This is a genomic window from Pseudomonas sp. FA117, assembly GCF_057370475.1.
Window position 1 is genome coordinate 3,841,153 of record NZ_CM170675.1, and the last position, 26,672, is coordinate 3,867,824.

22 protein-coding genes are annotated in these 26,672 nt (G+C 67.2%); 7 read left to right on the plus strand and 15 right to left on the minus strand.

All coding sequences use genetic code 11. The features are described from left to right. The first annotated feature begins 106 nt into the window (after positions 1–106). Genes AC1TXO_RS17825 through AC1TXO_RS17840 form a run of 4 tightly spaced genes read left to right on the plus strand, consistent with a single transcriptional unit; the run spans position 107 to position 6,373 of the window. Positions 107–1,282: an efflux RND transporter periplasmic adaptor subunit gene (locus AC1TXO_RS17825; RefSeq protein ID WP_486402969.1), complete on the plus strand. Its 1,176-nt coding sequence runs from the start codon at positions 107–109 to the stop codon at positions 1,280–1,282. Continuing rightward, positions 1,279–4,482 carry an efflux RND transporter permease subunit gene (locus tag AC1TXO_RS17830; RefSeq protein ID WP_486402970.1) on the plus strand — a complete coding sequence of 1,068 codons (3,204 nt, stop codon included), beginning with the start codon at positions 1,279–1,281 and terminating at the stop codon, positions 4,480–4,482. Before AC1TXO_RS17825 ends, AC1TXO_RS17830 begins: the two co-directional genes overlap by 4 nt. Next, complete coding sequence (locus tag AC1TXO_RS17835) at positions 4,479–5,984, plus strand: efflux transporter outer membrane subunit (protein ID WP_486402971.1); 1,506 nt, start codon at positions 4,479–4,481, stop codon at positions 5,982–5,984. Before AC1TXO_RS17830 ends, AC1TXO_RS17835 begins: the two co-directional genes overlap by 4 nt. A 23-nt stretch (positions 5,985–6,007) precedes the next feature. Further along, a complete protein-coding gene (locus tag AC1TXO_RS17840; RefSeq protein WP_486402972.1) occupies positions 6,008–6,373 on the plus strand; it encodes a LysR family transcriptional regulator in 366 nt (121 codons plus the stop codon). A gap of 36 nt (positions 6,374–6,409) precedes the next feature. On the opposite strand, the gene yghU is transcribed toward AC1TXO_RS17840, so the two are convergent. The 15 genes from yghU to AC1TXO_RS17915 all read right to left on the minus strand — a co-directional run bounded on the left by yghU (position 6,410) and on the right by AC1TXO_RS17915 (position 21,538). Beyond that, positions 6,410–7,273, minus strand: a complete 864-nt coding sequence (gene yghU, locus AC1TXO_RS17845; RefSeq protein WP_486402973.1) for a glutathione-dependent disulfide-bond oxidoreductase — start codon at positions 7,271–7,273, stop codon at positions 6,410–6,412. A 112-nt stretch (positions 7,274–7,385) separates the two neighbouring features. Continuing rightward, on the minus strand, positions 7,386–8,087 hold the full coding sequence (locus AC1TXO_RS17850) for a response regulator (RefSeq protein WP_486402974.1): 702 nt from the start codon (positions 8,085–8,087) through the stop codon (positions 7,386–7,388). Beyond that, positions 8,084–10,738, minus strand: coding sequence for a DUF4118 domain-containing protein (locus AC1TXO_RS17855; protein WP_486402975.1), 2,655 nt, complete (start codon positions 10,736–10,738; stop codon positions 8,084–8,086). The genes AC1TXO_RS17850 and AC1TXO_RS17855 overlap by 4 nt, the downstream gene beginning before the upstream one ends. Positions 10,739–10,904: 166 nt before the next feature. Then, on the minus strand, positions 10,905–11,468 hold the full coding sequence (gene kdpC, locus AC1TXO_RS17860; protein ID WP_486402976.1) for a potassium-transporting ATPase subunit KdpC: 564 nt from the start codon (positions 11,466–11,468) through the stop codon (positions 10,905–10,907). Between the two features lie 13 nt (positions 11,469–11,481). Next, positions 11,482–13,533 (minus strand): potassium-transporting ATPase subunit KdpB, encoded by a 2,052-nt coding sequence (gene kdpB / locus AC1TXO_RS17865; protein ID WP_486402977.1) that lies wholly within the window; start codon positions 13,531–13,533, stop codon positions 11,482–11,484. A 10-nt stretch (positions 13,534–13,543) separates the two neighbouring features. Further along, on the minus strand, positions 13,544–15,238 hold the full coding sequence (gene kdpA / locus AC1TXO_RS17870; RefSeq protein ID WP_486402978.1) for a potassium-transporting ATPase subunit KdpA: 1,695 nt from the start codon (positions 15,236–15,238) through the stop codon (positions 13,544–13,546). 9 nt (positions 15,239–15,247) lie between these two features. Beyond that, entirely contained in the window at positions 15,248–15,337 is a 90-nt protein-coding gene (gene kdpF, locus AC1TXO_RS17875) for a K(+)-transporting ATPase subunit F (protein WP_063545570.1), read from the minus strand. A 166-nt stretch (positions 15,338–15,503) separates the two neighbouring features. After that, complete coding sequence (locus AC1TXO_RS17880) at positions 15,504–16,550, minus strand: AI-2E family transporter (RefSeq protein WP_486402979.1); 1,047 nt, start codon at positions 16,548–16,550, stop codon at positions 15,504–15,506. Between the two features lie 12 nt (positions 16,551–16,562). Next, entirely contained in the window at positions 16,563–17,357 is a 795-nt protein-coding gene (locus AC1TXO_RS17885) for a DUF4892 domain-containing protein (protein ID WP_486402980.1), read from the minus strand. 107 nt (positions 17,358–17,464) lie between these two features. Continuing rightward, positions 17,465–18,319 (minus strand): alpha/beta hydrolase, encoded by an 855-nt coding sequence (locus AC1TXO_RS17890; protein ID WP_486402981.1) that lies wholly within the window; start codon positions 18,317–18,319, stop codon positions 17,465–17,467. Next, positions 18,316–19,104 carry an alpha/beta fold hydrolase gene (locus tag AC1TXO_RS17895; RefSeq protein WP_486402982.1) on the minus strand — a complete coding sequence of 263 codons (789 nt, stop codon included), beginning with the start codon at positions 19,102–19,104 and terminating at the stop codon, positions 18,316–18,318. Before AC1TXO_RS17895 ends, AC1TXO_RS17890 begins: the two co-directional genes overlap by 4 nt. Before the next feature lie 92 nt (positions 19,105–19,196). Continuing rightward, positions 19,197–19,583: a hypothetical protein gene (locus AC1TXO_RS17900; RefSeq protein WP_486402983.1), complete on the minus strand. Its 387-nt coding sequence runs from the start codon at positions 19,581–19,583 to the stop codon at positions 19,197–19,199. A gap of 92 nt (positions 19,584–19,675) precedes the next feature. After that, a complete protein-coding gene (sixA, locus tag AC1TXO_RS17905) occupies positions 19,676–20,134 on the minus strand; it encodes a phosphohistidine phosphatase SixA (protein ID WP_486402984.1) in 459 nt (152 codons plus the stop codon). Then, positions 20,131–20,478, minus strand: a complete 348-nt coding sequence (locus AC1TXO_RS17910) for a DUF4389 domain-containing protein (RefSeq protein ID WP_486402985.1) — start codon at positions 20,476–20,478, stop codon at positions 20,131–20,133. Before AC1TXO_RS17910 ends, sixA begins: the two co-directional genes overlap by 4 nt. Before the next feature lie 34 nt (positions 20,479–20,512). Beyond that, on the minus strand, positions 20,513–21,538 hold the full coding sequence (locus tag AC1TXO_RS17915) for an NAD(P)H-dependent glycerol-3-phosphate dehydrogenase (RefSeq protein ID WP_486402986.1): 1,026 nt from the start codon (positions 21,536–21,538) through the stop codon (positions 20,513–20,515). A 140-nt stretch (positions 21,539–21,678) separates the two neighbouring features. On the opposite strand from AC1TXO_RS17915, the gene AC1TXO_RS17920 reads away from it, so the two are divergent. From AC1TXO_RS17920 to AC1TXO_RS17930, 3 genes are read left to right on the plus strand one after another with little or no spacing between them, the layout of a single operon-like run. After that, the gene (locus AC1TXO_RS17920) at positions 21,679–23,823 is read left to right on the plus strand and encodes a TonB-dependent receptor plug domain-containing protein (protein WP_486402987.1); all 2,145 of its coding nucleotides are present in this window, start codon (positions 21,679–21,681) and stop codon (positions 23,821–23,823) included. Then, complete coding sequence (locus tag AC1TXO_RS17925) at positions 23,823–24,713, plus strand: ABC transporter substrate-binding protein (RefSeq protein ID WP_486402988.1); 891 nt, start codon at positions 23,823–23,825, stop codon at positions 24,711–24,713. Before AC1TXO_RS17920 ends, AC1TXO_RS17925 begins: the two co-directional genes overlap by 1 nt. Then, positions 24,710–26,629, plus strand: a complete 1,920-nt coding sequence (locus AC1TXO_RS17930; protein ID WP_486402989.1) for a response regulator — start codon at positions 24,710–24,712, stop codon at positions 26,627–26,629. Before AC1TXO_RS17925 ends, AC1TXO_RS17930 begins: the two co-directional genes overlap by 4 nt. Positions 26,630–26,672: the final 43 nt, after the last annotated feature.

Sequence of the window (26,672 nt, forward strand, 5' to 3'; positions counted from 1 at the left end):
GTCTAATTATTCCAAATAAGGCAATAAAGTTAGCCAGGTTTCAGTCTGGATGCCGGGACACGGCATGCGCAGACTCATGCTTTCCCAGCCCTATCAAGCGTGCCCCATGAAACCCTTGAACACCCCTCGCCTGGCAGCCCTCGCGGCTGCGATCGCAGTGCTTGGCACAGGCGCCGGCCTGTGGAGCGCCGGCGCCGACGTCCACGCCGAGGTCGCCGCTGCACTGCCCACGGTCAAGTACCGCACAGCCCAACAACGTCCGGTCGCCGACACCCAGGACTACACCGGCCGCCTGGAAGCCGTGGAAGTCGTCGACGTCCGACCCCGGGTTCCCGGCACCTTGCTCAGCGTGCATTTCAAACCCGGCCAGACCGTGCGCCAGGGTGAACTGCTGTTCACCATCGACCCGGCACCCTATGCGACCCAGGTCGATCAGGCCCGTGCCAACCTGGCCGCCGCGCAGACGCGCAAGCGCCTGGCCGAGACCGATCAGGACCGCGGGCGGCGGCTGCTGGCCTCGAACGCCATCGCCCACCGCGAGTTCGACGCGTTGGACAACGCCGCGCGCGAAGCCGCTGCAGCCCTCAAGGGCGCACAGGCGGCGCTGGCCCACGCGCAACTGCAACTGGACTACACCCAGGTACGCGCGCCGATCAGCGGGCGTATTTCCCGTGCCGAGATCACCGCCGGCAACGTGCTCAGCGCCGGGGGCGAAGCTGCGACGCTCACCCGCATCGTCTCGCACGACCAGCTCTACGCCGCCTTCAACCTCGACGAACAGAGCTACCTGCGCCTGATCGCCCCGTCACAGCGCGCCGGCCGGCAACCGGCGGTGTCCGTAGGCCTTGCCGACGGCAACGGCTTCCCTTACCCGGCCACCCTCGAAGCGCTGGACAACCGCATGGACGTACGCTCCGGCACGGTGCGCGTGCGTGCGCGCATCGATACTCCGAGCCAGGAAATGCTGCCCGGCCTGCAGGCCCGTGTGCGCCTGCAAGGCGGCGTGCACTATGACGCGGTCATGGTCGACGATGCCGCAATCGGCACCGACCAGGACCGCAAGTTCGTGCTGGTGGTCAATGCCCAGGGCAAGGTCGAGCGGCGCTTCGTCGAGCTTGGCGTGCTGCAGGGCCATGACCGGGTCGTGCGCAGCGGCCTCGAGGCAGGCAGCAAGGTCATCAGCGACGGCGCCTTCCGCGCCCCACCCGGCTCGGCGGTGAACGCCGTGGCCGACGATGCACCCGAGGCGGCCAGCCGCGCCGCCGACGGAGGTCGCCCGTGAACATCTCGAAGTTCTTCATCGACCGCCCGATCTTCGCCTGCGTGATCTCGGCGCTGATCCTCCTGGCGGGGATCGTTTCGTCGCTCAACATGCCGGTCTCGGAATACCCGCAGGTGATCCCGCCGTCGGTGGTGGTGCATGCCCAGTACCCCGGCGCCGACGCGCGGACCATCGCCGAAACCGTGGCAGCGCCGCTGGAACAGTCGGTCAACGGTGTCCAGGACATGCTCTACATGGACTCCAAGGCAGCCGGCGACGGCCACCTGTACCTGACCGTGACCTTCAAGCTCGGCACCAACCCGGACCTGGCCCAGCAACTGGTGCAGACCCGCGTCTCGCAAGCCCAGGCGCGGCTGCCCGAGGACGTGCAGCGCCTGGGGGTGACGGCGGTCAAGAGCTCGCCGGTGATCACCATTTCTGTGCATATGGTTTCGCCCAACGGCACCTACGACAACAACTACGTCAGCAACTACGCCATTCGCCATGTGAAGGACCGCCTGGCCCGGGTGCCGGGGGTGGGTGAAGTGTCGATCTGGGGCCCCGGCGGCTACGCCATGCGCATCTGGCTGAATCCGGCCGCCCTGGCCGAGCGCGGGCTGAGCCCGGGCGATGTGGCCGATGCCATCCGCCGCCAGAACCTCCAGGCGGCGGTCGGCACCATTGGCAGCGCACCGGCTCCGGCTGGCACGGCCTTCCAGCTCAACGTCAACGCCGACGGACGCCTCAAGACCCCCGAACAGTTCCGCGACATCGTCATCAAGGCCGACGCCCAGGGCGCGCTCACCCGCCTGGGCGACGTCGCCCGCGTCGAACTCGGCGCCGAGGACTACGGCATCCGCGCGACCCTCGACAACGCACCGGCCGTGGCGGTGACCGCCCAGGAAGCGCCCGGGGCCAACTCGCTGGCGATCTCCCGTGAAGTGCACCGGGTGATGCAGGAACTGGAGAAGGACTTTCCCGAAGACCTGACCTATCGCATCGTCTACGAGCCCAGCCGCGCCGTGCAGTCGGGGATCGACGCCGTCATCGAGACCCTGCTCGAATCGGTGGCACTGGTGGTGCTGGTGGTGTTCCTGTTCCTGCAGACCTGGCGCGCCTCGATCATTCCGTTGCTGGCAGTGCCGATCTCGATCGTCGGCACTTTCACCTTCCTGCTGCTGGCCGGCTATTCGATCAATACCCTATCGCTGTTCGGGCTGGTGGTGGCGATCGGCATCGTGGTCGACGACGCCATCGTCGTGGTCGAGAACGTCGAGCGCAACATCGCCCGTGGCCTGAATCCGCGCGAGGCGACCTACCTGGCCATGCGCGAGGTCAGCGGGCCGATCATCGCCATCGCCCTGACGCTGTCGGCGGTATTCCTGCCGCTGGCCTTCCTGAGCGGGCTGACCGGCGAGTTCTACCAGCAGTTCGCGGTGACCATCGCCATCTCCACGCTGATCTCGGCGGTGAACTCGCTCACCCTGTCACCGGCGCTGTCCGCCCTGCTGCTCAAAGGGCACGATCACACACCGGATGCCTTCACCCGCGTGACACAGAAGCTGTTCGGCGGCTTCTTCAGCCGCTTCAACCGCAGTTTCGACCGCGCCTCGCAGAACTACGGTTCGGGCATCAGCCACCTGGTCAGGCGCAAGGGCGCGATGCTGGTGATCTACGCCGCCCTGCTGGGTGCGACCGCCTGGCTCACCGGCCATGTACCCGGCGGCTTCGTGCCGGCCCAGGACAAGGAATACCTGGTCATGCTCGCCCAGTTGCCGGAAGGCTCGACCCTGGACCGCACCGAGGCGACCATCAACAAGATGAACGCGCTGGCGCTCAGGCACCCGGCGGTGATGGGCACCTCCGGCTACAGCGGCCTGTCGATCAATGCCGTGACCAAGAGCTCCAGTACCGCCCTGAGTTTCGTGCTGCTCAAGCCCTTCGACCAACGCAAGGGCATCAGCGCCGACCAGGTGGCCGCCGACCTGCGCAAGGAATTCGCCAGCATCGGCAACGCCTTCACCGGCATTTTCCCGCCACCTCCGGTGTTCGGCCTGGGCACCACGGGCGGCTTCAAGCTGCAGATCGAGGACCGCGCCGACCTGGGCTACGAAGCGCTCTATACCGCCACCCAGGCGTTCATCCGCAAAGCCGGCGAAGCACCGGAGCTTAGCCCGCTGTTTTCCACCTACACGGTGAACGTCCCGCAACTGAAGATCGATATCGATCGGGCCAAGGCCCAGCAACTGGGCGTGGACACCTCGACGCTGTTCGACACCCTGCAGGCCTTCCTCGGCGCCTACTACGTCAACGACTTCAACTTCCTCGGCCGTGTGTACCAGGTACGCATGCAGGCCGATGGGCCGTACCGCAGCAAGGCCGACGACATCGGCCAGTTGCATGTGCGCAGTGCGTCCGGGCAAATGGTGCCGATTGCCTCGGTGGCCAGGATCAGCCAGACCTACGGCCCCGACCAGGTGGTGCGCTACAACGGCTTCACCGCAGCCGATGTCAGCGGCAGCCCGGCGCCGGGCTATTCGTCGGGCCAGGCAATGCAGGCCATCGAACGCATCGCCCGGGAAACCCTGCCGGCCGGCATGAGCTACGAATGGACCGACCTGACCTACCAGCAGATCATCGCCGGCAACAGTGCGGTGTGGATCCTGCCGTTGTGCGTACTGCTGGTGTTCTTCGTGCTGGCCGCCCAGTACGAGAGCCTGACCCTGCCGCTGGCCATCCTGCTGATCGTGCCGATGAGCCTGTTCTCGGCGCTGATGGGCGTGTGGCTGACCGGGGGCGACAACAACATCTTCACCCAGATCGGCCTGATCGTGCTGATCGGCCTGGCGACGAAGAACGCCATCCTGATCGTCGAATTCGCCCGTGAACTGGAGATCGCCGGGGTGCCCACGCTCAAGGCGGTGATCGAAGCCTGCCGCCTGCGCCTGCGGCCGATCCTGATGACCTCCATGGCCTTCATCATGGGCGTGGTGCCGCTGGTGCTGTCGACCGGGGCCGGTGCCGAGATGCGCCAGGCGATGGGCATCTCGGTGTTCTTCGGCATGATCGGCGTGACCCTGTTCGGCTTGTTCCTGACCCCGCTGTTCTACGTCCTGGCCAGGGCCCTGGGCAAGGGCCGGCCACTGCATTCGGCGGCGCAACATCAAGCGCCCGCCATCGTCCCACATCCTGCAGCCCACTCGCCGGAGACCCAGGCATGAGCCCTTTCATCACCGCCGCGCACCGGCCCTGTACGCTCGCCCTCGCGCTGGCCTTGCTGACGGCGTGCTCGGTCACACCCGACGCGCACCGGTCTGCGCTGGACATGCCGGCACAGTTCGCCGAAGCCGGACCAGGTGTGTTCACCCCGCTCAAACCGTCGGAAGTACCGGGGCAGTGGCGACCGGCCGAGCCTGCCGGGCAACAGCCAGCGTCACCCTGGTGGCAGGTCTTCGGCGACCCGGTGCTGATGCGCCTGGAACAACAGGCCTTGAACGCCAACCCGGACGTGACCATCGCCATGGCCCGCCTGCAGCAGGCTCGGGCGCTCAGCGCGCGCAGCGAGTCGGCGCGAGTGCCTTCGGTGGATGCAGGCTTCGGTCCGACCCGCCAGCGCACCTCCGGCGCCGCCGAAGGCGACGGTGACGGCGCTCCGGGTCGCTCGCAGACCCTGTGGCGCGCCCAGGCCACCCTGGCCTACGAGGTCGACCTGTTCGGCCGCGTCTCGGCCTCGGTGCAGGCAGCCAGGGCCGACGCCGCGCAGCAGCAGGCCCTGACGCATGAAATGCTGTTGTTGGTGCAGGCCGATGTGGCACGCAGCTACTTCAACCTGCGTCAGCTGGAAGGCGAACGGCGCCTGCTGGCCCAGACCGTAACCTTGCGCGAGCAAGCCCGGCGCGTGCTGCGACAGCGCCGCGACGACGGCGACGTCGCCAGCTTCATCCTCGACCAGGCCAGTGCCGAGTTGTTCACCGCCCGCGCCGACCAGCAGGCGGTCGAGCAACAGCACGCACTTGCCGCGCATGCCCTCGCCACCCTGCTCGGCGAGACGCCGTCCACCTTCACCCTCGCCCCCGCACCGCTGCAAGCGGTCACTGTGCGGCTTCCGCCGGGGCTGCCATCGAGCCTGCTGGAGCGCCGCCCCGACATCAGCGCCGCCGAACAGGCGATGGCCGCCGAGAACGCGCGCATCGGCGTGGCCAAGGCCGCGTTCTTCCCGGCGTTGACGCTTACCGGCAGCCTGGGCTACGAGTCGCAGGAACTGAGCAACCTGGCGCACTGGTCGCAGCGCACCTTCCTGCTCGGGCCGCTGGTGGGCAGCGCATTGAACCTGCCGATCTTCGACGGCGGGCGGCGCGATGCCGACCTGGAGCGGGCCCGGGCGCGTTACCAACTGCGCGTGGGTGAATACCGCAAGACCGTGCTGCACGCCTTGCGCGAGGTCGAGGATTCGCTATCCTCGTTGCGCACCCTGGACCTGCGCATCGAGCATCAACGTGGCGCCGAGCAGGCCTCGGCACGGGTCGCCGAGGCAGCGCAGTCGCGCTTCGACGAGGGCGATGTCGATTACCTGCGCGTGGTCGATGCCCAGCGCACCCTGCTGCGCAATCGCCAGACCCTGGTGCAGGCCGAGGGCGAGCGCGCACGGGTCACCGTCGATCTGCTGCACGCACTGGGCGGAGGCTGGAACAGTCAAAGCCTCGTGATGCACGAGCGCCTGTGAAGCGGCGCGAGGCGAGGACCGCCATGCAGGCACCGCCTGACGCACCGGCTCGACCGCTGAACGCTGACGTCCAGGGTGTTGTACCGCCCCTGGACGCCAGCGTCTTTCACGGGATCGACCTCAATACCCTGGTGACCTTCCTGGTGGTGTATCAGGAGCGCGGTGTGTCACGGGCGGCGCGCGTGCTCAAGGTCACGCAGCCGGCCGTCAGCAATGTGCTGGGCAAATTGCGCGCGCGCTTTGGCGACCCGTTGTTCACCCCTTGCGGCCGTTGTGTCTGCCCCACCGCGAAGGCGGACCTGATGGCCGCGACATTGATCCCGGCCATGGCCGTGCTGCAAGCGCTGATCAGCCAGGCGCCGGCTGCTCGACCGCCGGGCCTGGCATGAGTGCGGCCCCGTGCAGTGCACACAGGGCCTGGTCGATCAGGTCAGTGCGTCGAAGTCGCTGGCGTCGTGCCGCTCGCGCAGGCACTCGCCCGGCCCGCCATTGATCCGGTTGACCACTCGGCCACGGGCCACTGCCGGGCGAGCCGCAATGGCGTGGTACCAGCGCATCAGGTGGCTGTAGCTTTCGACCTGGAGAAACTCATGGGTGTCATACACCCCGAACAGGCTGCCCGGATACCAGGGCCACACGGCCATGTCGGCAATGGTGTAGGTGTCGCCCGCCAGGTACTCGTGCCTGGCCAGATGGGTGTCCAGCACATGCAGCTGACGCTTGGTTTCCATGGCATAGCGGTCGATGGCGTACTCGATCTTGATCGGCGCATAGGCGTAGAAATGCCCCAGCCCGCCACCCACGAAAGGCGCAGACCCCATCTGCCACATCAGCCAGTTGAACGTGGCGCTGCGCGCCTGGCCCGACTCGGGCAGGAACGCGCCGAAGCGCTCGGCCAGGTAGACCAGGATCGAGCCGCTTTCGAACACCCGGGTCAGCGGATCGGTACTGTGGTCCACCAGCGCCGGAATCTTCGAGTTCGGGTTGAGTTCGACGAAGCCGCTGCCGAACTGATCACCGTCGAAGATGTTCACCAGCCAGGCGTCGTACTCGGCGCCGGCATGCCCGGCGGCCAGCAGCTCCTCGAGCAGGATGGTGACCTTCTGGCCATTGGGCGTGCCTTGCGAATACAGCTGCAAGGGGTGCTTGCCCACCGGCAGGGCCTGCTCGAAACGGGCACCGGATTCGGCGCTGTTGATGCTGGCGAAACGGCCGCCATGGGAGGTCTTTGCAGACCAGACCTTGGGGGGCAGGTAGCCGGCAGGAAAGTTGCGGGATGAGTCGGTCATGGGCTGCTCCTTGGCAGGCGTGGACATGACCATGGACTCTAGCGAAGGCCTGCTGGCGCATAAACGAGCGGCCTGCGAATTGACTGTTCAGGCGGCTGAACACCGCCCGAGCTCACGCCTGTGCAGGGGCCACCAGGCGGTAGCCGACACCCGCCTCGGTGATGATGAAGCGCGGCGCAGTCGGATCATCGCCGAGCTTCTGGCGCAGGTGACCGACGACGATCCGCAGGTAATGGGTGTCGTCGACGTGGGTCGGCCCCCAGATATCCTTGAGCAGTTGCTGCTGGGTGATCACCCGCCCCGGATGCCCGGCCAGTTGCGCGAGCAGGGCGTACTCCTTGCGCGTCAGCGCCACCTCGACACCATCGAGGGTGACCTTGCGAAAGGCGAAGTCGACCACCAGTGCACCGAAGCTGGCACTGGCGCTGGGCGCCGCATCTGCCTGGGGCTTGTGCCGCAACAGCGCGCGGACCCGGGCAAGAAACTCCTGGATGCCGAACGGCTTGGTCACGTAGTCGTTGGCACCGCCATCCAAGGCATCGACCTTCTGCACCTCGCTGGCGCGCACCGACAGCACCATCACCGGCACCGAGCTCCACTCGCGCAGTTCGCGCAAAACCTGCTGGCCGTCCATGTCCGGAAGGCCAAGATCGAGCACCACCAGGTCAGGCTTGCCCAACGCCGCCTGGGCCAGGCCCTCACCGCCGGTTGCGGCCTCAAGCACCTTGTAGCCCTGGGACGCCAGGCTGATGCGCAGGAACTTGCGGATCTGCGGCTCGTCGTCGATGACCAGGAGGGTGGCGGGCTGGCTCATGGGGCTTCACTTTCGCTGTCGGGTTGTTCGGGCAAAGGCAAGCATAGAGTGATGCACGTGCCCTGGCCATCGATGCCCTCGGCCACCCGGATACTGCCGCCGTGGGCGCCGATCATGCCCTGGCAGATGGCGAGCCCCAGCCCTGTGCCCTGCCCGCCGCGATCACCGCGGGCAGCGGTGTAGAACATGTCGAAGATCTTCTCGCGCTCGGCCACCGGAATGCCCGGGCCCTGGTCGGCAACGGCGAAGCACAGGCGTTCGCCCTCCACGGCCACGCGTAGTTCCAGGCGGCCATTGACCGGCGAAAACCGCGCGGCGTTTTCCAGCACGTTGACCAGCGCCTGCTCGATCAGCGCAGCGTGCACGAACAGCAAGGGCAGCTCGGCGGGCAGTTCGGTGTGCACACGCAGTGGCGCCAGCACCGCGCGCAGGCGGTTGAGGGCACTGCCGGCGATGTCGCCGGGCGACACCCAGTCGCGCGCCAGCTTGAGCCCACCATGGCCCAGGCGGGTCATGTCGAGCAGGTTCTGGATGTAGCGATCCAGCCGTTCGGCCTCGTTGCGGGTGCCTTCGAGCAGTTCGCGACGGTCATCCGGTGGGATCGCATCGCCCAGCGCCAGCAGGCTGTCGATGCTGCCGCGCATGGCAGTCAGCGGAGTGCGCAGGTCGTGGGACACCGACGCGAGCAAGGCGCTGCGCAACTGCTCGGTCTCGCCATGCAGACGCGCCGCTTCGAGCTGCTCGCCCAGACGGGCACGGGCCAGGGCCTGGGCCAGGGGCTCGGCCAGGGCCGTGAGCAGGCGACGACGCTGCGCTGTCAGGGGGTCGCCAGAAGCAGGGCGCACGCCGAGCAACGCCAGCGGCGCTTCCTCCACCGCCAGTGGCCACCACCACCAGCGGCCATGGGGCAAGGTGTCGCTGCCCTGCCCTGCGGCCTGGCCATGCTGCCAGGCCCATTCGGCTGCGGCGCGTTCATTGTCGGTGAAGGTTTGCGGGCCGCCGCTGGCAATCTGCAGAAGGCCTTCGGCATCACGTTCCAGCAGGCACACCTGGATGTCCTGCCAGTCGCCCAGGTGCTGGCCGGCTGCGCTGAACACGGCCTGGCGGTCGGTGGCCACGGTCAGGCGTCGCGACAGGTCGAGCAACTGCCGGGTCTCGCCCTGGGTTTCGCGCAGGGCCTGCAGCTGACGGCGCTGGCGTGCGGCGAGGTTGCCGGTCAGCGCCGCCATGAGCAGGAAGAACACCAGGGTCAGTACGTCCTCCTCGCGCTGGATGCTGAAGGAAAAGTTCGGCGGGATGAACAGGAAGTCGTAGCTCAGGAACGACAGCGCTGCACAGGCCAGCGCCGGCCCCAGGCTGCTGCGCACCGCCACCAGCAGCACGGCGGCGAGGAACACCAGCGAGATGTTCGGCAGCGCCAGCACGCTCGAAACGCCCCAGGCCAGTGCCGCCGCCAGGGCCGTGGCCAGCAGTGCCAGCAGGTAGTGGCGCCAGACCCACACCCGATTGACCACCGCGCGCGCAGGCGCTGGCTGAGCGTCACGGTCAAGCACGTTGATCTCGAGCCCTCGGCTGTCGCGCAGCAGCCGTGCGGCGACCCCGGCACCGAACAGGCGGCGGCGCAGGCGGTCGCGCGACTGGCCGACCAGCACCAGGCTCGCACGTCGCTCCAGCGCGTGCTGCACGAGAGTGCGCGCAACTTCACCGGCCCGCAGCACCACCACTTCGCCACCCAGGTGCTCAGCCAACTGCTGTGCCGCCTGCAGCCGCTGACGGGCGCCCTCCTCGCGCAGCCTGCCGTTGTCGACATGCACCAGGCTCCAGGGCAGGTGCCGGCGCTGCGCTACCCGGCTGGCATGGCGCACCAGGCGCTCGGCCTGCTCGTCGCCATCGACCCCGACCAGCAGGCGACCACGCAAGGCCGGGGCCTGCTCGCCACGCTGGCGGTAACCATGGGCCAGGTCGGCATCGACCTGCGCGGCGGCGGTCTGCATGGCCAGCTCGCGCAGGGCCGTGAGGTTGGTCTGCGAGAAGAACGCATCGATCGCCGCGCGTGCCTGCTCGGGCACATAGACCTTGCCCTCGCGCAAGCGCTCGAGCAGCTCGCGCGGCGGCAGGTCGATCAGCACCAGCTCGAAGGCCTCCTGCAGCACCCAGTCGGGCAGGGTTTCGCGGACCAGCACGCCGGTGATGTCGCGGACCTTGTCGTTGAGGCTTTCCAGGTGCTGGACGTTGACCGTGGTGTAGACGTCGATGCCGGCAGCGAGCAGCTCCTGGACGTCCTGCCAGCGCTTGGCGTGGCGGCTGCCGGGCGCATTGGTATGCGCCAGCTCGTCGACCAGCGCCAGCGGCGGTGCAGCCTTGAGCAGGCCGTCGAGGTCCATCTCCTCGAGGATGACGCCCCGGTATTCGCTGCGCAGCAAGGGCTGCTGGGCCAGGCCGGCGAGCAGCGCTTCGGTCTCGGCACGGCCGTGGGTCTCCACCACCGCCGCCAGTACCTTCACCCCCTGACGCTGCTGGGCGTGGGCGGCCTGGAGCATGGCGAAGGTCTTGCCCACGCCGGGGGCGGCGCCGAGAAACACCTTGAGGCGGCCACGGCCTTCGCGGGGCAGACTGGCCAGCAGGGCATCGGCGCGGGCGGAATCACTCATGCTTGATCCTTCGGTAAGGGGCCTGCTTCGCAGGCCATCGCGGGGCAAGCCCGCTCCTACGGATTGGACTGCCCCAAGGGTTGGACCTGTGTCCAACTTCCTGGGCTCAGTCCAGATTCATGTGGGAGCGGGCTTGCCCTGCGCTGGCCGCGACACGGTCTGAATATCAGCGATCAGTCACAGGCGCCAAGCGTTCCAACGCCTGGTTCAACGTCAGGACATTGACCACGGGCGGGCCGACCAATGGCCGCAGAGTGGCCTCATCCACCAGCGCTTGCAAGCGCTCGATGGGGATCTGCCGGGCAGCGGCCACACGCGGCAGCTGGTAGGCGATCGCCTCCGGTGGCAACTGCGGGTCGAGCCCGCTGCCGGAGGTGGTCAGCAAGGCCTGTGGCACCGGCCCCAGTGCCGGCTGGTAGAGCGCGCCCGCGTCGGTCCTGACCCGCTCGGCCAGGGCTGGGTTGCTCGGCGCCAGGTTGCTCGCGCTGCTCGAGACGGTGGCGAAGGCGCCCGCCGAGGGGCGCGACTGGAACCAGCCGTCGCCCGTGAAGGCCTGGGCGATCAGTACCGAGCCGCGTACCTGGCCCTGCCCGTCGCGTACCAGGCTGCCATTGGCCTGGTCGGGGAACGCCACCTGGGCGATCCCGGTTACCGCCAGCGGGTACAGCGCGCCGGTGACCAGGGTCATCAGCAATACCAGGCTCACGGCCGGGCGTACGTAGGTGCTCATGTTCGTCTCTCCTTCAGACCAGGTGCAGGGCAGTGAGCAGCATGTCGATCAGCTTGATCCCGGCGAACGGCACGAGGATGCCGCCCACGCCGTAGATCAGCAGGTTGCGCCGCAGCAGGTGCGCGGCACTCGCCGCCTGCACACGCACGCCACGCAGTGCCAGGGGAATCAGCACGATGATGATCAGCGCGTTGAACACGATGGCCGAGAGGATCGCGCTCTGCGGGCTGGCCAGGTGCATCAGGTTGAGCACGCCCAGTTGCGGGTAGATCGAGGCGAACAGCGCCGGCAGGATGGCGAAGTACTTGGCCACGTCGTTGGCGATGGAGAAGGTGGTCAGCGCGCCACGGGTCACCAGCAGTTCCTTGCCGACCTGGACCACGTCCAGCAGCTTGGTCGGGTCGCTGTCCAGGTCGACCATGTTGGCCGCCTCGCGCGCCGCCTGGGTGCCGTCGTTCATGGCCATGCCGACATCGGCCTGGGCCAGGGCCGGAGCATCGTTGGCACCGTCGCCGCACATGGCGACCAGACGGCCGTCGTTCTGCTCCTGGCGGATGCGTGCCAGCTTCTTCTCGGGGGTGGCTTCGGCCAGCACGTCGTCGACGCCCGCCTCGGCGGCGATGGCGGCCGCCGTCAGCGGGTTGTCACCGGTCACCATCACGGTTCGGATGCCCAGCTTGCGCAGTTCGGCGAAGCGTTCGCGGATACCGGGCTTGACCACGTCCTTGAGGTGGATCACCCCTAGCAGGCGTCGGTCGACGCACACCAGCAGGGGCGTGCCGCCGCTCTGGGCGATGCGTTCGACTTCCCGGGCCAGCGGCGCCGGCATTTCCAGGCGCTGCAGACCGACGAAGGCCAGCACCGCGTCCACCGCCCCCTTGCGGTAGTGACGTTGCTCGAAGTCGATGCCCGACAGGCGTGTCTCGGCGCTGAAGGCGATTGCGCTGTACTGCCCTGGCGCAGGCTCGACGAAGTCGTGCAACTGGCGCAGGTACTCGACGATCGACTTGCCCTCGGCGGTGTCGTCGGCCAGCGAAGCGAGCAACGCGCCCTCGCCCAGCTCTTTGGCGGTCACACCGGGCGCGGCATGCAGCGCGCTGCAGCGGCGGTTGCCGAAGGTGATGGTGCCGGTCTTGTCGAGCATCAGCGTGTGCACATCGCCTGCAGCCTCCACGGCACGGCCGGAGCGGGCGATGACGTTCAGCCGCACCAGGCGGTCCATGCCGGCAATACCAATCGCCGACAGCAGGCCACCGATGGTGGTCGGGATCAGCGTCACCAGCAGTGCGGCGAGGAAGATCAGCGGCAGGCTGCCGCCCACGAAATGGGCGAACGGCTGCAGGGTCACCACCACGATCAGGAAGATCAGCGTCAGGCCGATCAGCAGGATGTCGAGGGCGATTTCGTTGGGGGTCTTCTGCCGCTTGGCGCCCTCGACCAGGGCGATCATGCGGTCCAGGGTCGACTCGCCAGGGTTGCTGGTGATACGGATCAGCAGCCAGTCGGAGACCAGCCGCGTGTTGCCGGTGACCGCCGAGCGGTCGCCGCCGGACTCGCGGATCACCGGCGCGGACTCACCGGTGATCGCCGCCTCGTTGACCGCAGCGATGCCTTCGAGCACCTCGCCGTCGCCGGGGATCAACTCGCCGGCCACCACGCGCACCACGTCATCCTTGCGCAGGGCCGTGGCGGCAACGGTTTCGAAACGGCCATCGGCCAGTCGGCGCTGGGCAGTCAGGCCCTGGCTACCGGCCTTGAGGCTGTCGGCCCGGGCCTTGCCGCGCCCTTCCGCGAGGGCTTCGGCGAAGTTGGCAAAGAGCACGGTGAACCACAGCCACAGGGCGATCTGCACCGCCACGCCAGTGCTCACGCCACTGCCGGGCACCAGGCACAGCACGGTGGTCAGCACGGCGGTCAGGGCGACCACCAGCATCACCGGCGAACGCTTGAGCTGACGCGGGTCGAGCTTGACGAAGGCCTGCACCAGGGCCGGGCGCCAGAGCGCGGCGAAGCGCGTCTGGTCGGCGGCACGGGTGGCTTTCACTTCAGGGAGGGGCATGTTCATGTTCGGATCCTCAGAAACCCAGGCTCAGCTGTTCGGCGATCGGCCCGAGGGCCAGGGTCGGCAGGAACGTCAGGCCACCGACCAGCAGGATGGTCACCAGCAGCAGGCCGGCGAACAGCGGGCCATGGGTGGGGAAGCTGTTCTGGCCCTGCGGCGCGCTCTTCTTGGCGGCCAGGCTGCCCGCCAGTGCCAGCACCGGCAGGATGTAGCCGAAGCGGCCGATGAGCATCGCCAGGCCGATCATCAGGTTGTGGAACACCGTGTTGGCGCTGAAGCCAGCGAAAGCCGAGCCGTTGTTGGCAGTCCCGGAGGTATAGGCGTACAGCAACTGGCTGAAGCCGTGCGGCCCGGGGTTGCTCACCGCCCCGGCCGGCCCCGGCAGGCTGGCGGCGATGGCGCCGAGTACCAGCACGCCGAGCGGCATCACCAGCAGCGTCGCCACCAGCAGTTGCACTTCGCGGGCCTGCAGCTTCTTGCCCAGGTATTCCGGGGTTCGGCCGATCATCAGCCCGGCCAGGAACACCGCGATCAGGACGAACAGCAGCATGCCGTAGAGGCCGGCGCCGACACCGCCGAAGATCACCTCGCCGACCATCATGTTGACCATCGCCACCATGCCGGTCAGCGGGTTGAGGCTGTCGTGCATGGCATTGACCGAACCGTTCGAGGCTGCAGTGGTGGTGACCGTCCACAGCACCGTCGCGGTGGTGCCGAAACGGCTTTCCTTGCCCTCCATCGGCGGCCCCTGCTGTACCTGGGCGCTGTCGAGGGCCGGATTGGGCTGGTACTCCGACCACAGGCCGACGGCACCGCCGACCAGGAACAGGGCGAGCATGCAGGCGAGGATCGCCCGGCTCTGGCGCAGGTCCTTGACGTAGTGGCCGAAGGTGAACACCAGCGCCATCGGGATCAGGATGATCGAGGCCACCTCGAACAGGTTGCTCCAGGCCGTGGGGTTCTCGAACGGATGCGCCGAGTTGACGCCGAAGAAGCCACCGCCGTTGGTGCCCAACTGCTTGATGGCAATCTGGCTGGCGGCCGGGCCCAGCGGGATGCTCTGGTCGGCCCCCTGCAGCGTGACGGCATGGGCGTAGTCGGCAAAGGTCTGCGGCACGCCCTGCCAGACCAGCAGCAGCGCCAGCACGATGCACAGCGGCAGCAGGCCGTAGAGAGTGGCACGGGTCATGTCGACCCAGAAGTTGCCCAGCTCATGGGTCGAGCGTCGGCTGATACCACGGCACAGCGCGACCAGCACCGCCAGGCCGGTGGCGGCGCTGACGAAGTTCTGCACGGTCAGGCCGATCATCTGGCTCAGGTAGCTGACCGATGCCTCGCCGCTGTAGGCCTGCCAGTTGGTGTTGGTCATGAAGCTGACCGCAGTGTTGAACGCCAGCGACCACTCCTGGCCTGGCAGGTGCTGCGGGTTGAGCGGCAACGCGCCTTGCAGCAGGAGCACGGCGAACAGCGCCAGGAAGCCCACCAGGTTGAAGGCCAGCAGCGCGATGGCGTACTGCTTCCAGTTCTGCTCCTGGTCGGCGCGCACCCCGGACAACCGGTAACAGCCCCGCTCCACCGGGCCGAGGATCGGCGACAGCCAGGTGCGCTGGCCCTCCATCACCTTGTAGTAGAAACGTCCGAGCCAGGGCGCCGGCAGCAGCACCAGGGCGAAGAACGCCAGCAGCAATGCGAAGTCGTAGCTGTGCATGGCCGCTCCCTAGCTGCGATCGGCGCGCAGCAGCGCCACCAGCAGGTAAATGGCCAGCGCCACTGCCAGCAGCAGTGACACCCCGTCGAGCATGTTCATCTGTGGATCTCCCCGTCTTGCGGCGGTGGCCGCTTTGGGGAAATTGTCGGAGCGCGGGGCGTAAAGGGGCGAGGTCGGGGGGTGGGTCAGGGCATAAAGAATGCGTAAAGATCGCGGATTGGGGCGGCCTCTTCGCGGGCTTGCCGGCGAAGAGGCCGCAGCAGCTTTACGGCTTGACCTGCCCCGAATGCCGGCTCCAGTCCAGCAACAGGCTGTAACCGACGGCCAGCAAGGTCGGCCCGATGAACAGGCCGATGAAGCCAAACGCGATCAACCCGCCAAATACCCCGAGCAGCACGATCACCAGCGGCAGGTTGCCGCCGCGGCTGATCAGGTACGGCTTGAGCACGTTGTCCACGCCACTGATGATGAAGGTGCCCCACACGCCGAGGAACACCGCCATGCCGTATTCGCCCTTCCACACCAGCCAGCCGGTGGCGGGGATCCACGCCAATGGCGGGCCCATCGGGATCAGGCTGAGCATGAAGGTTACCAGGCCCAGCACGATGGCGCCCGGCACGCCGGCGATCAGGAAGCCGATCAGCGCCAGCAGTCCTTGCGCGGCGGCAGTGCCGATCACGCCATTGACTACCCGCTGCACGGTGCCGGCCACCAGCTCGATGTAGTACTCGGCCCGCTCCCCCACCAGGCGCTGCAGCAGGCGCTGGACGAACGCCGCCAGACGCGGGCCGTCGCGGTAGAAGAAGAACACGAAGACGATGCTCAGGGTGAGCTCCAGCACGCCGCTGCCGATCTGCGCGCTGCGCGCCAGGAACCAGTTGCCGACCTGGCCGAAATACGGCTTGGCCGAGGCCAGCAGCGCAGCGCCCTGCTGGTCGAGCGACTCCCACCAGTTGACCAGCCGCTCGCCGACGAAGGGGATGCCGCGCACCCACTCCGGCGCGTCCGGCAAGCCTTCGACCTGGATGTCGCGCACGAAGTTGGTGGCATCGCGCACATGGTCGGCCAGGTTGAAGCCCAGCCACACCAGGGGCAGTGCGACCACCAGGATCCACACCGTGGTGAGAATGCTCGCGGCGAGCGTTTCGCGGCCACCCAGCCAGCGGGTCAGCAGGCGCATCAGCGGCCAGCTGGCGAAGGCCAGGATGGCCCCCCAGAGCAGCGCCGAGATGAACGGCGCCATCACCCACAGCGCGGCGCCCAACAGCGCCAGCAAGAGAATCTGCACCAGCAGGCGGTCATTGTTGGCCATGATGGCCCTCGTTCAGCGAATCAGTTCAAGGTGCAGGCCATCGGTGGCGGCGCTGCCGACTTCGAGGCGGGCACTGCGCACCCCGGCCTTGACCAGTTGCTCGCGCCAGGCTTCGGCGGCCTCGCCGCTGAGGCTGGCGCGCAGGGTGCTGTCCAGGTTCAGGCTGCGCGCCAGCAGTGTCACCCAGGTGGGCTGCGGCGTGCTCAGGTCAGGGTAGTCGAGCTTGCCGGTGTCGCGCATCTCGCGCAGCACCGTGGCCGGGGTCGGCAGCACCTCGCCGAGCGGGCTTTCGGCAACGAACTCCTCGACATGCAGGTAGGCACGGCGGTTGCCGCGGGTGACACTGTACAGCGCAACCAGCGTATCGGCTTCCTCGGCCGAGCGGCGCAGGAGAATGAAGGCCTGCTGCTCGTCGCCGCCGTTGAGGCGGGCATTGTTGAACACATCGTTGGCCCAGATGCTGGCCTCGCCACAGTCGCGTCCCTGGCACCAGAACAACGGATAGCCACCATCACGCTGCAGGTCTTCGCGGGCGCTGGTGAAAGCTTCGCGGGCGGTACGCTCCACAGGCAGCTCATAGGTGACCGAACTGACCTGGCCACGGCTCTCGACCTTGCCCTCGACCCGCAGGCGGCCGCTGATCTTGCGCACCGGCCCCATCGGGTAGACCCGTTCCTGCTCCACGGCAGGGCGCTGGTCGACCACCTTGGCGTCCACCGGTACCGGCAGGTTGCCGGCCCACAACAACGGGCTGGCGAGTGTGAGGCAGGCGGCGATGGCACCGCGAACGAGGAACGGCGCGCTCATCGGCCATCCTTGCGGCGACGGGCGCCGTGGCGAAGATCGTGAATGTCTGGCATGTGTGGTTGTCTCCCTGTTCAACCCGCCAAGCCTCGACACTTGTCCGGTGCAAGTCAAGCAAAGCCAAAGAAGCGATTGAAACAGTCTGCGACAAGGGCCGCGCCCTGCTCATCGTTCAGATGCAGGTGATGACCACCGGGCAAGGTCACCTGCTCGAAGGTTAGCTGCTCTCGCAGGCTTGTGTGACGCGCCAGCATGCCGTCGCCGGCGATCACCAGGCAGGCCGGGCAACTCACCCTGCGCACGAACGCCATGGCCTGCGCCTCGTTCAGGCGTACCGCCGAGGGCAAGGTCAGGCGACTGTCGCTGCGCCAACTGTAGCCGCCGGGCACCGGCATCAGGCCGCGCTGGGCCAGCAGTTCGGCGGCTTCGCGACTGACCGCGACCATGCCCTGCATGCGCGCCTGCACACCTTCCTCCAGGCTCGGGTACACCGACTTGCGCTTGCCATCCAGGCGCAGCTGCGCCTGCAGCGCCATGCCCAGCCGCTCGGCCGCGTCCTGCTCGCTGAGAATGGGCGGGATCACTCCATCGATCAGGGCCAGGTGACTGATGCGCTCCGGCAGCGCGCCGGCGAGCTGTACCGAGATGATTGCCCCCAGCGAATGGCCAAGCAGGCCGAAGCGCTCCCAGCCCAGTTGCTCGGCAACGCGCAGCACATCGTGGGCATAGTCGGCCAGGTTATAGCTTGCCCCTGGCGGGCGATGCTGCGAATAGCCATGCCCGGCCAGGTCGAGCGCAACGATCCGCAGCCCCTTCAGGCGCGGGGCCAGGCGGGCAAAACTGTTGGCGTTGTCGAGCCAGCCGTGCAGGGCGATCACCGGCAGGCCGTCGAGCGGGCCGAACAGGTGCGCGGCCAGTTCGATATGGCCCAGGCTCAGGCGTACTTCCTCGACCTGGGTGCTCATGCCTGGCCCCAGCGGTCGAACAGGCCCTTGATCAGGCTGGCGGTGTCGGTGGGCCGCTCCAGCGGGAACATGTGCCCGCCGGGCACGCTGTGGTATTCCCCGCGAGACATGCCGCGCACCGCCAGCGCATGGTGCTTGCGGATCACCCGGCTGCGCTCGCCACGGACCATGGCCAAAGGCACCTGCAACTGCCGCGCCGGCGCCGGGCTGGCATGGGGGATGCTGCGGTAGATGCGCATCTCGGTGTCCGGATCGAAGCGCAGGCGCACGCCCTCCTCGACCGTTTGCAGGCCATGCTCGAGATAGGCCTCCAGGCAGTCGGGGTCGAACTGGCGGAACAGGGTCTTGCTGGCAAAGTAGCTGCGCGCACTGTCGCGGTCGGAAAACAGCTGGCGCCGCCCCTCGGTACGCCCGGCAGGGGTGATGCGGTCGATGAAGCCGAAGCGCTTGGCGGTGCGGATCAGCCACTGGTCGGCGCGGGTCAGCACCGGTGAATCGAGCATCACCACCCCGCGGTAGAACTCGGGCCGACGCAGCGCGGCATGCAGGTGCAGGACTCCGCCGAGGGAGTGACCGACGCCCCAGACCGGCGCCTGCTGCCGTGCCAGGTGATGCAGCAGCTCATCGACCAGGCTTTCCCAGTTTTCATCGACCGGGAAGCGCGGATCATGGGCATGCTGTTCGAGGTGGCAGACCTGGTAGTCAGGGGCCAGGCCAGCGAACAGCTTGCCATAGGTTGCCGAAGGGAAGCCGTTGGCGTGGGTGAAGAAGATCTGCTGCGACATGGCGGCTGTCCGGACCCAGGATGATGGCCCATTGTCGGCACTCGCCTTGCGCTCGGCAACGTCCGGATAGGTCATCGCCAAGGGCGATCAGGTCAACAGCTACCGTCGAGGCGCACCAGAGAGCGCTGCAGGCACGCTTTCATGTAGATCAGCTGGCTCTCCAGGACTTCGCACGCCAGCCGCGCGTCATCCGGGGCCAGGCCAGCACGGTCGAGGGCCAGGCAACTGGTCTGCAGGCTGCGCGCCGTCTGCAGGCACTGCTGGTGAAGCCCGCGTAATTCCTGGGCAGCGCGCAGCCTTGCCCTGCAGATGTCGGTACGTCGGCCCTGAAGCCGTTCGAGCAGATGGTAGAACTTGGCATCGGCCACATCACGCAGCAGGCTGTACTCGGCAAAGTCCAGCGGCACACCCTCATGCAGCCTGCCCGCGGTCGGCAGCAAATCCAAAGACCGCATCAACTCCTGGTGCAGAGCGCTCATTCCATGATTCCTCGGCTTCCTGTGCGTCATGGCAAAACGCTAACAAGCAGCAGCCGCAGGCAACAACTGGCAAAAATGCCAGGTCGCCCGGATCAGGACGGTGAGTCGAGCCGGCGCAGGGTCATGCTCCCGGGCAGCGGGCAGTCCCCTTCCAGCGCGGCCAGGCTCGCCGTGCTCATGGGGGCCGGTTGCTGCAGATGGCCGTGCTCGAGCATCCCTACCAGCCCACCCACCAGCGGCTGATGACTGACCAGCAGCACATGCTCCAGGCCCAGGCGCTCGATCTCGGCGATCGCTTCCTGCACCCGACTCTCCGGGGTCAGCCAGGGGACCGTGCGCACCGGCTCGGTGAAACCGAGGGTGTCGTGCACCAGCGCGGCGGTCTGCTGGGCGCGGACATAAGGGCTGGCGATGATCGCCTGCAGTGGCTGGCCCAGCAGGCGCGCAGCACTGTGCAGCACCTGCTCGCGACCATGGGCGGTCAGGCGCCGTTCGGCATCGGTGTTGGCGCGCGGCTCCGCTTCGCCGTGGCGCAGGATCCACAGTTTCACAGCTTGGGCTCCTCGTCGCGCACCGGGTGCGGCGCCGGGGCCACGGCGTGCGCAGCTTCGCCGTCAGGCGCGCGCGGCGTCGGCCAGTCGGCGAACGGCCAGGGTTTCTGGTCGGTGTGGAAGGTGCCGAAGCGACCGATCTGCGCCAGGTACTGGCTGAGGCTGTCGCCGAAGTTCATCAGGCTGGCGCTGGGCGCCCCGTAGACCAGGCGGTAGACCAGCTGCACCAGCACCAGAGCGCCGAGCAGCAGTTCGGCCAACTGCCAGACCACCAGGAACACCAGCATCCACAGCACCCGCAGGATGATCGACTCACGCTGGGCATGCTCGGGGGTATCGTTCATGTGTCGCTCCTTGCTCTCGTTGAGGCCCTGGGGCTCAGTTGAAACCGCTGGTGGAAATGAAATCGACGTCGGTCTTGGGTTCGGCACGCATCAGGCGCTCGATCACCTGCGCCAGGGTGCGCCCTTCGAACAGGATCGCATGCAACCCGGCCACCAGCGGCATGTACACCTGCACCTCCTCGGCCTTGGCCTTGAGCACTTTGAGGGTGTTCACCCCCTCGGCCACTTCGCCCAGGCGGCTGACCGCCTCTTCAAGGTTCAGGCCCTGGCCCAGGGCGTGGCCGACCTGATAGTTGCGGCTCTTGGGCGAGGAGCAGGTGACGATCAGGTCGCCCACTCCCGCCAGGCCCAGGAAGGTCATGGGGTTGGCGCCCTGGCTCACGGCGAAGCGGGTCATCTCGGCGAGCGCGCGAGTGATCAGCATGCTCTTGGTGTTCTCGCCCATGTCCAGTGCCACGGCCATGCCGGCGATGATCGCGTAGACGTTCTTCAGCGCGCCGCCCAGCTCGACACCGAAGCGGTCGGTGCTGGCATAGACGCGGAACGTACGGCCATGCAGCACCTCCTGCACGCGCTGGCACAGTGCTTCGTCTTCACTGGCGACCACGGTGGCGGTCAGCGCATGCTCGGCGATCTCGCGCGCCAGGTTGGGCCCGGAGAGCACGCCGATGCGTGCCTGCGGGGCGATCTCTTCGAGAATCTGGCTCATCAGCTTGAAGGTCTGTGCCTCGATGCCCTTGGTCAGGCTCACCAGGCACTTGCCGCTCAGCAGCTCGGCATGCGGCGCCAGCACGCTGCGCAGGGCGCTTGAAGGCAGGGCGACGAAGACCAGGTCGCTCGATTGCAGGGTGGCCAGCAGGTCGTTGACCGGCTCGACGCCGTCCTGCAGGCGGATGCCTTTGAGATAACGCGGATTCTCGCGATTGACGCGCATGGCCTCGGCCTGCTGCGGGTCGCGCATCCACTGGCGCACCGCGTGGCCGTTCTCGGCCAGCAGGTTCGCCACGGCGGTGCCGAAGCTTCCGCCTCCCAGAACTGCAACAGGTTGCTGTTCAGTCATATTCAATCCGTCAAAGCCAATAAGTTGAGTGGCGAGCGTTGCATTATACGGCTCGCCTGCTACAGAACCAGTGCCGACACCCTTGAGGGGGCGGGCAAATCCGCCGCAGATCGCTGGAAAAACCGCCAAGGTCGGTTACCATGCCGGGTTCATTCCTGAAACAAGGCCGTCACGTGTTCCCGGGCCCGCCTCCTGCCTCCCGCCTGCTGTTGCTGACTGCCTTGCTCGGCGGCTCGGCGGTGGCCGACGATCTGTTCATCGACACCCAGGACCTGCCGCAGGTTCTGACCGCCACGCGCCTGAAACAATCCCCGGCGGCAGTACCGGGCAGCATGACCGTGCTCGACAGCGAGCTGATCCGTGCCAGCGGCGCCCGCGACATCCCCGAACTGCTGCGCCTGGTTCCCGGCATGATGATCGGCTACGGCGCCGGCAACCAGCCGACCGTCAACTACCATGGCAGCAACGTCAACGATGCCCGGCGCATGCAGGTGCTGATCGACGGCCGCTCGGTCTACCGTGCAGGCCTGGCAACCGTGGACTGGAGCGATATCCCGGTGACGATCGAGGATATCGAGCGCATCGAGGTGTTTCGCGGCCCCAACACGGTCAGCTACGGCGCCAACGCACTGATGGCCGTGGTCAACATCCTCACCCGCAGCCCCGCCGACAGCCACGGCACGCGGCTGAAGATCACCCAGGGCCAGGACGGCATCAACGACTTCTATGCGAGCCAGGGCCTGGGCTGGGAAGGCGGCGACCTGCGCCTGTCGATGTCCGGCATGCAGGATGACGGCTTCGACAAGGACCAGTACGGGCAGGACTACCGCGACAGCCGCCGGCTGACCCGTTTCAACCTCAGCGCCAGCCACACCCTGGCACCGGACCAGACCCTGGAGTGGCAACTGGCTGCCAAGGAAGGCAGCAACCAGCGCCCCTATACCTACACCCCGGTGTTTCCCTTCGTGAAGGGACGCGGCGACAACGCCGACCTCAACGCCAAGGACTATGCAGGTTCGCTGCGCTGGAGCATCGATTTCAACCCTGAGCACAGCCTCTATGTGCAGGGGTCGGCGCAGCAGTTCGAGCGCCAGCAGGTATGGCGCGCCTGCGACGCGACGCTGGCGTTCAGCCCCGAGCTGACCCGCCTGTGGCAACTGAACCCGGACTACGCCGAGCAGGTCGCGCGCAACGCCAACAACCCGCCCGGCAACAGCGACCCGGTGCTGCAAGGGCTGCGCGACCAGGTCAAGACCCAGTGGGACAACGGCGGCAACCGCGAGGTGTGCGGCGACGTCGACCAGAGCACCCGTGAAACCCGCTACGACCTGGAAATCCAGGACACCCTGAGCCTGACCGACAGCCTGCGCCTGCTCAGCGGCTTCAACTACCGCTATGATCGCGCCGACTCGCAGACCTATTTCAACGGCAGCCTGGACGATCGCACCTGGCGCCTGTTCGGCCAGCTGGAATGGCGCGCCGACGAACACTGGATCCTCCAGGGCGGGGCGATGTTCGAGGACAGCGAGCTGTCCGGCAGTTCGTTGACCCCGCGCGTGGCGATCAACTACCTGATCACCCCGCGTCATGGCCTGCGCGCGGTGTACTCCGAGGCCGTACGCTCACCGGACATGTTCGAGAACAACGTCAACTGGAGCTACACCGTCAGGAACCTCACGCCCAACGGCCTCGGCCTGCAGAACGGCGAGTATTTCGTCAAGACCCGCGGCCCCGGCAACCTCGACCAGGAGCGCATGCGCTCGCGCGAACTGGGCTACAACGGCTATTTCGCCGACACCGACCTGAACCTCGACGTCAAGCTGTTCTACGACGAGATCACCGGCATGATCAGCGAGCCGCTGAAGAACAACCAGTACATCGCCAGCAACGCCAACAAGGCGCGCTTCAGCGGCACCGAGACGCAACTGGACTGGCGCCTGGGCATGCGTGACCGCCTGCGCGTCACCTATGCCTATGTCGATGCCTGGGCCAGCAACCCCGACGACCGCCGCCTCAGCGCACGCAACAGCGGCTCGGCCGGGTGGATGCGGGACTGGGGCCGGGGTTGGTCCAGTGCCCTCTTCTACTACGGCGACGATGCCCTGAACCAGTATCGCTACGAACGCCTCGACCTGCGCGTGGCCAAGCGCCTGCGGCTGTACGGCACGTCCCTGGAACTGGCGGCATTGTGGCAGCAGCGCCTGGACGACCAGCCCACCACCGTGGAACAGAACCGCTACGACAGCCGCCATCGCCTGAGCTTCAGCGCGGAGCTGGAGTTCTGATGCTGCGCCTGTTGCGCGTGCTGCTGCTGTGCCTGTGGCCTATGGGTGCGCTGTCGGCCAGCGAGATCCTGCTGGTCGGCGGCGAGGACCAGCCAGGCCTGCGCAGCTTCGCCAGCGCCCTGGAGGCACGTCGCCCCCACGACACCGTGCGCCTGCAGACCGTCGCACAATTGCCCCGCCCTGCCCGGCTCAAGGCCGATACGCGCTTGATCCTGCTCGACAATGCAGCACTGGACTGGCGCATGAGCGAAGCCGACGGCCCGCCGGCACTGGCTTTGCGAGTGAGCCGGGTACAGGCCGAGCAGCGCCTGGGAAAGTCGCGCCCCACCTACCTCAGCTTGCTGTGGAGCGACCCACCGCTGCCGCGGCAACTGCGCCTGACCCGCTACCTGCTGCCCCAGGCCCGACGCATTGGCGTACTGTACGGCCCGGGCAGCCGCTTCCTGCTTGACGAGCTGCGCCAGACGGCACGCAGCATGGACCTCGAGATCGTCGCCCAGGAGTGGTCCGACCTGCGCGACAGCCGCCCGCTGCAGCACCTGCTGGGCAGCAGCGACGTGTTGCTGGGGCTTGACGATCCGGACCTGTACAACGCCAAGACCGCCAAGAATGTCCTGCTCAGCAGCTACGGCCGGCAGATGGCGCTGATCGGCCCGAATGCCGGCTTCGTGCGCGCCGGTGCCCTGGCCAGCACCTACAGCGACCAGGACAACTGGCTGGCGGTACTCGACGAATTGCTCGACCAGCCACCGGCCCGCTGGCCCCGCAGCCTCTACCCCCGCTACTACGGGGTCAACGGCAACCAGCAGGTGGCCCGGGCCCTGGGCCTGGAAACCATCGATCCGAACGCCGCCGCCATGGCTCTGGCCGAAGGAGAATCCACCCCATGACCAAGCGCCTGAGCTGGGACATCCACACCCGCACCCAGATCATCAGCCTGGGCCCTGCATTGCTGCTCACCCTGCTGCTGATCAGTTTCTTCACCTTCGTGCGCATCCAGGACCTTCGCCAGGAGCTCAACCACACCGGCCAGCTGATCGCCAACCAACTGGCGCCGGCGTCCGAGTACGGGGTGATCTCGGGCAACAACGAGGTGCTCGAAGGCTTGATGCGAGCGACGCTGAGCATCCCCCACGTGCGCTTTCTCGAGGTGCAGGACAGTCGCAACCACATCCTGGTGTATGTCGAGCAAGCCGGCGAAAACATCAACCGTGCGCAGCGCGTCGAGGTGTTCCAGGCACCGATCCGCCTGCAGCAGATTCGCCTGGACAACGACTTCCTGCAGCAAGGCAAGACCCCGCCGAGCATCGGCGACGACTACCTCGGGCGGGTGATCGTCGGCATGTCCGACGACGCCTTCAGCGAGCGTCAGCAGGAGATCGTGATCAAGGCCGGCATCCTCGCCCTGTTCGCCCTGCTGTTCACCTTCCTGCTCGCCCGGCGCCTGGCGCGCAGCCTGTCGAAGCCGATCAGCGACATGGGCCATGCGGTCGAGGCCATCCAGCAGGGCGAGTTCAATGCGCCCCTGCCAGTGGTGGACGACAGCGAACTGGGCCACCTGGCGCGGCACATCAACAACCTCGCAAGCGCCTTGGACCAGGCCAGCCACGAACAGCAGCAGGCCATCGCCGAGCTCATCCAGGCACGCGAGGAGGCCGAGCGGGCCAACCGCGCCAAGTCCGACTTCCTGGCAATGATGAGCCACGAGCTGCGCACCCCGATGAACGGCGTACTGGGCATGCTGCAGTTGCTCGAAACCACACCGCTGAGCAGCGAACAGGCCGAATATACGGCGGTGGCCAGCGAGTCCACCGGCCACCTGCTCAAGGTTATCAACGACATCCTCGACTTCTCGCGCATCGAGCGCACCAGCCTCGAGCTCGAGCACATCGATTTCAACCTCGGCGACCTGATCGCCAGCAGCGTGCAGTCGTTCCAGCACAGCGCCCAGCAGCGCAACCTGGCGCTGCGCCTGCACCTGCCGCCGGGCATGGACCAGTTGCAGGTGGTCGGTGATCCGACGCGGATCCGCCAGATCCTGTTGAACCTGGTAGGCAATGCCCTGAAGTTCACCGAGCATGGCGAGGTAGAGATCGATGCCCGCTGGCAGGTACTCGATCGCCAGCGCCTGTGGCTGACCTGTGCAGTGCGCGACACCGGCATCGGCATCGACAGCGACCGCCTGGAAACCATGTTCGTCGCCTTCCAGCAGGCCGACAGTTCTATTTCAAGACGTTACGGCGGCACCGGCCTGGGCCTCTCCATCGCCCGCACCCTGGCGGAACGCATGGGCGGCAAGCTGCGCGGTGAAAGCCGCGAAGGCATGGGCTCGACCTTCACCCTCGAAGTGCCACTGACGCTGTCGAACAGGCCTGCAGTGCGCTTGAGCGGCCAGCCGGGCAATCCGGTACCGGCAGGCAATGGCCAGCGCGTCCTGCTGGTCGAAGACAACCCGGTCAACCAGAGCGTGATCGAGGCCATGTTGCGCAGCCTGGGCTTCGAGGTAGGGCTGGCGCTCGATGGCGCCCAGGCCGTGGAGATGACCGAGCAGCAGCGCTTCGCCGCGATTCTGATGGACTGCCGCCTGCCGCTGATGGACGGCTACGAAGCCACCCGGCGCATCCGCAGCCGCGGCGCGCAGTTGCCGATCATCGCCTTGACCGCCAATGCCCTGCAGGGTGATCGCGAGCGCTGTCTGGCCGCAGGAATGAACGATTATCTGAGCAAACCGTTCAAACGTACCGATCTGCAGCGAATTCTTCAGCGCTGGTTGCCTGGCCACACAGCTGCGACTGGCGATAAATGATAAAGTGCGGCAGTCTTAAAGACTGGACAGGGCCGCCGTTGGC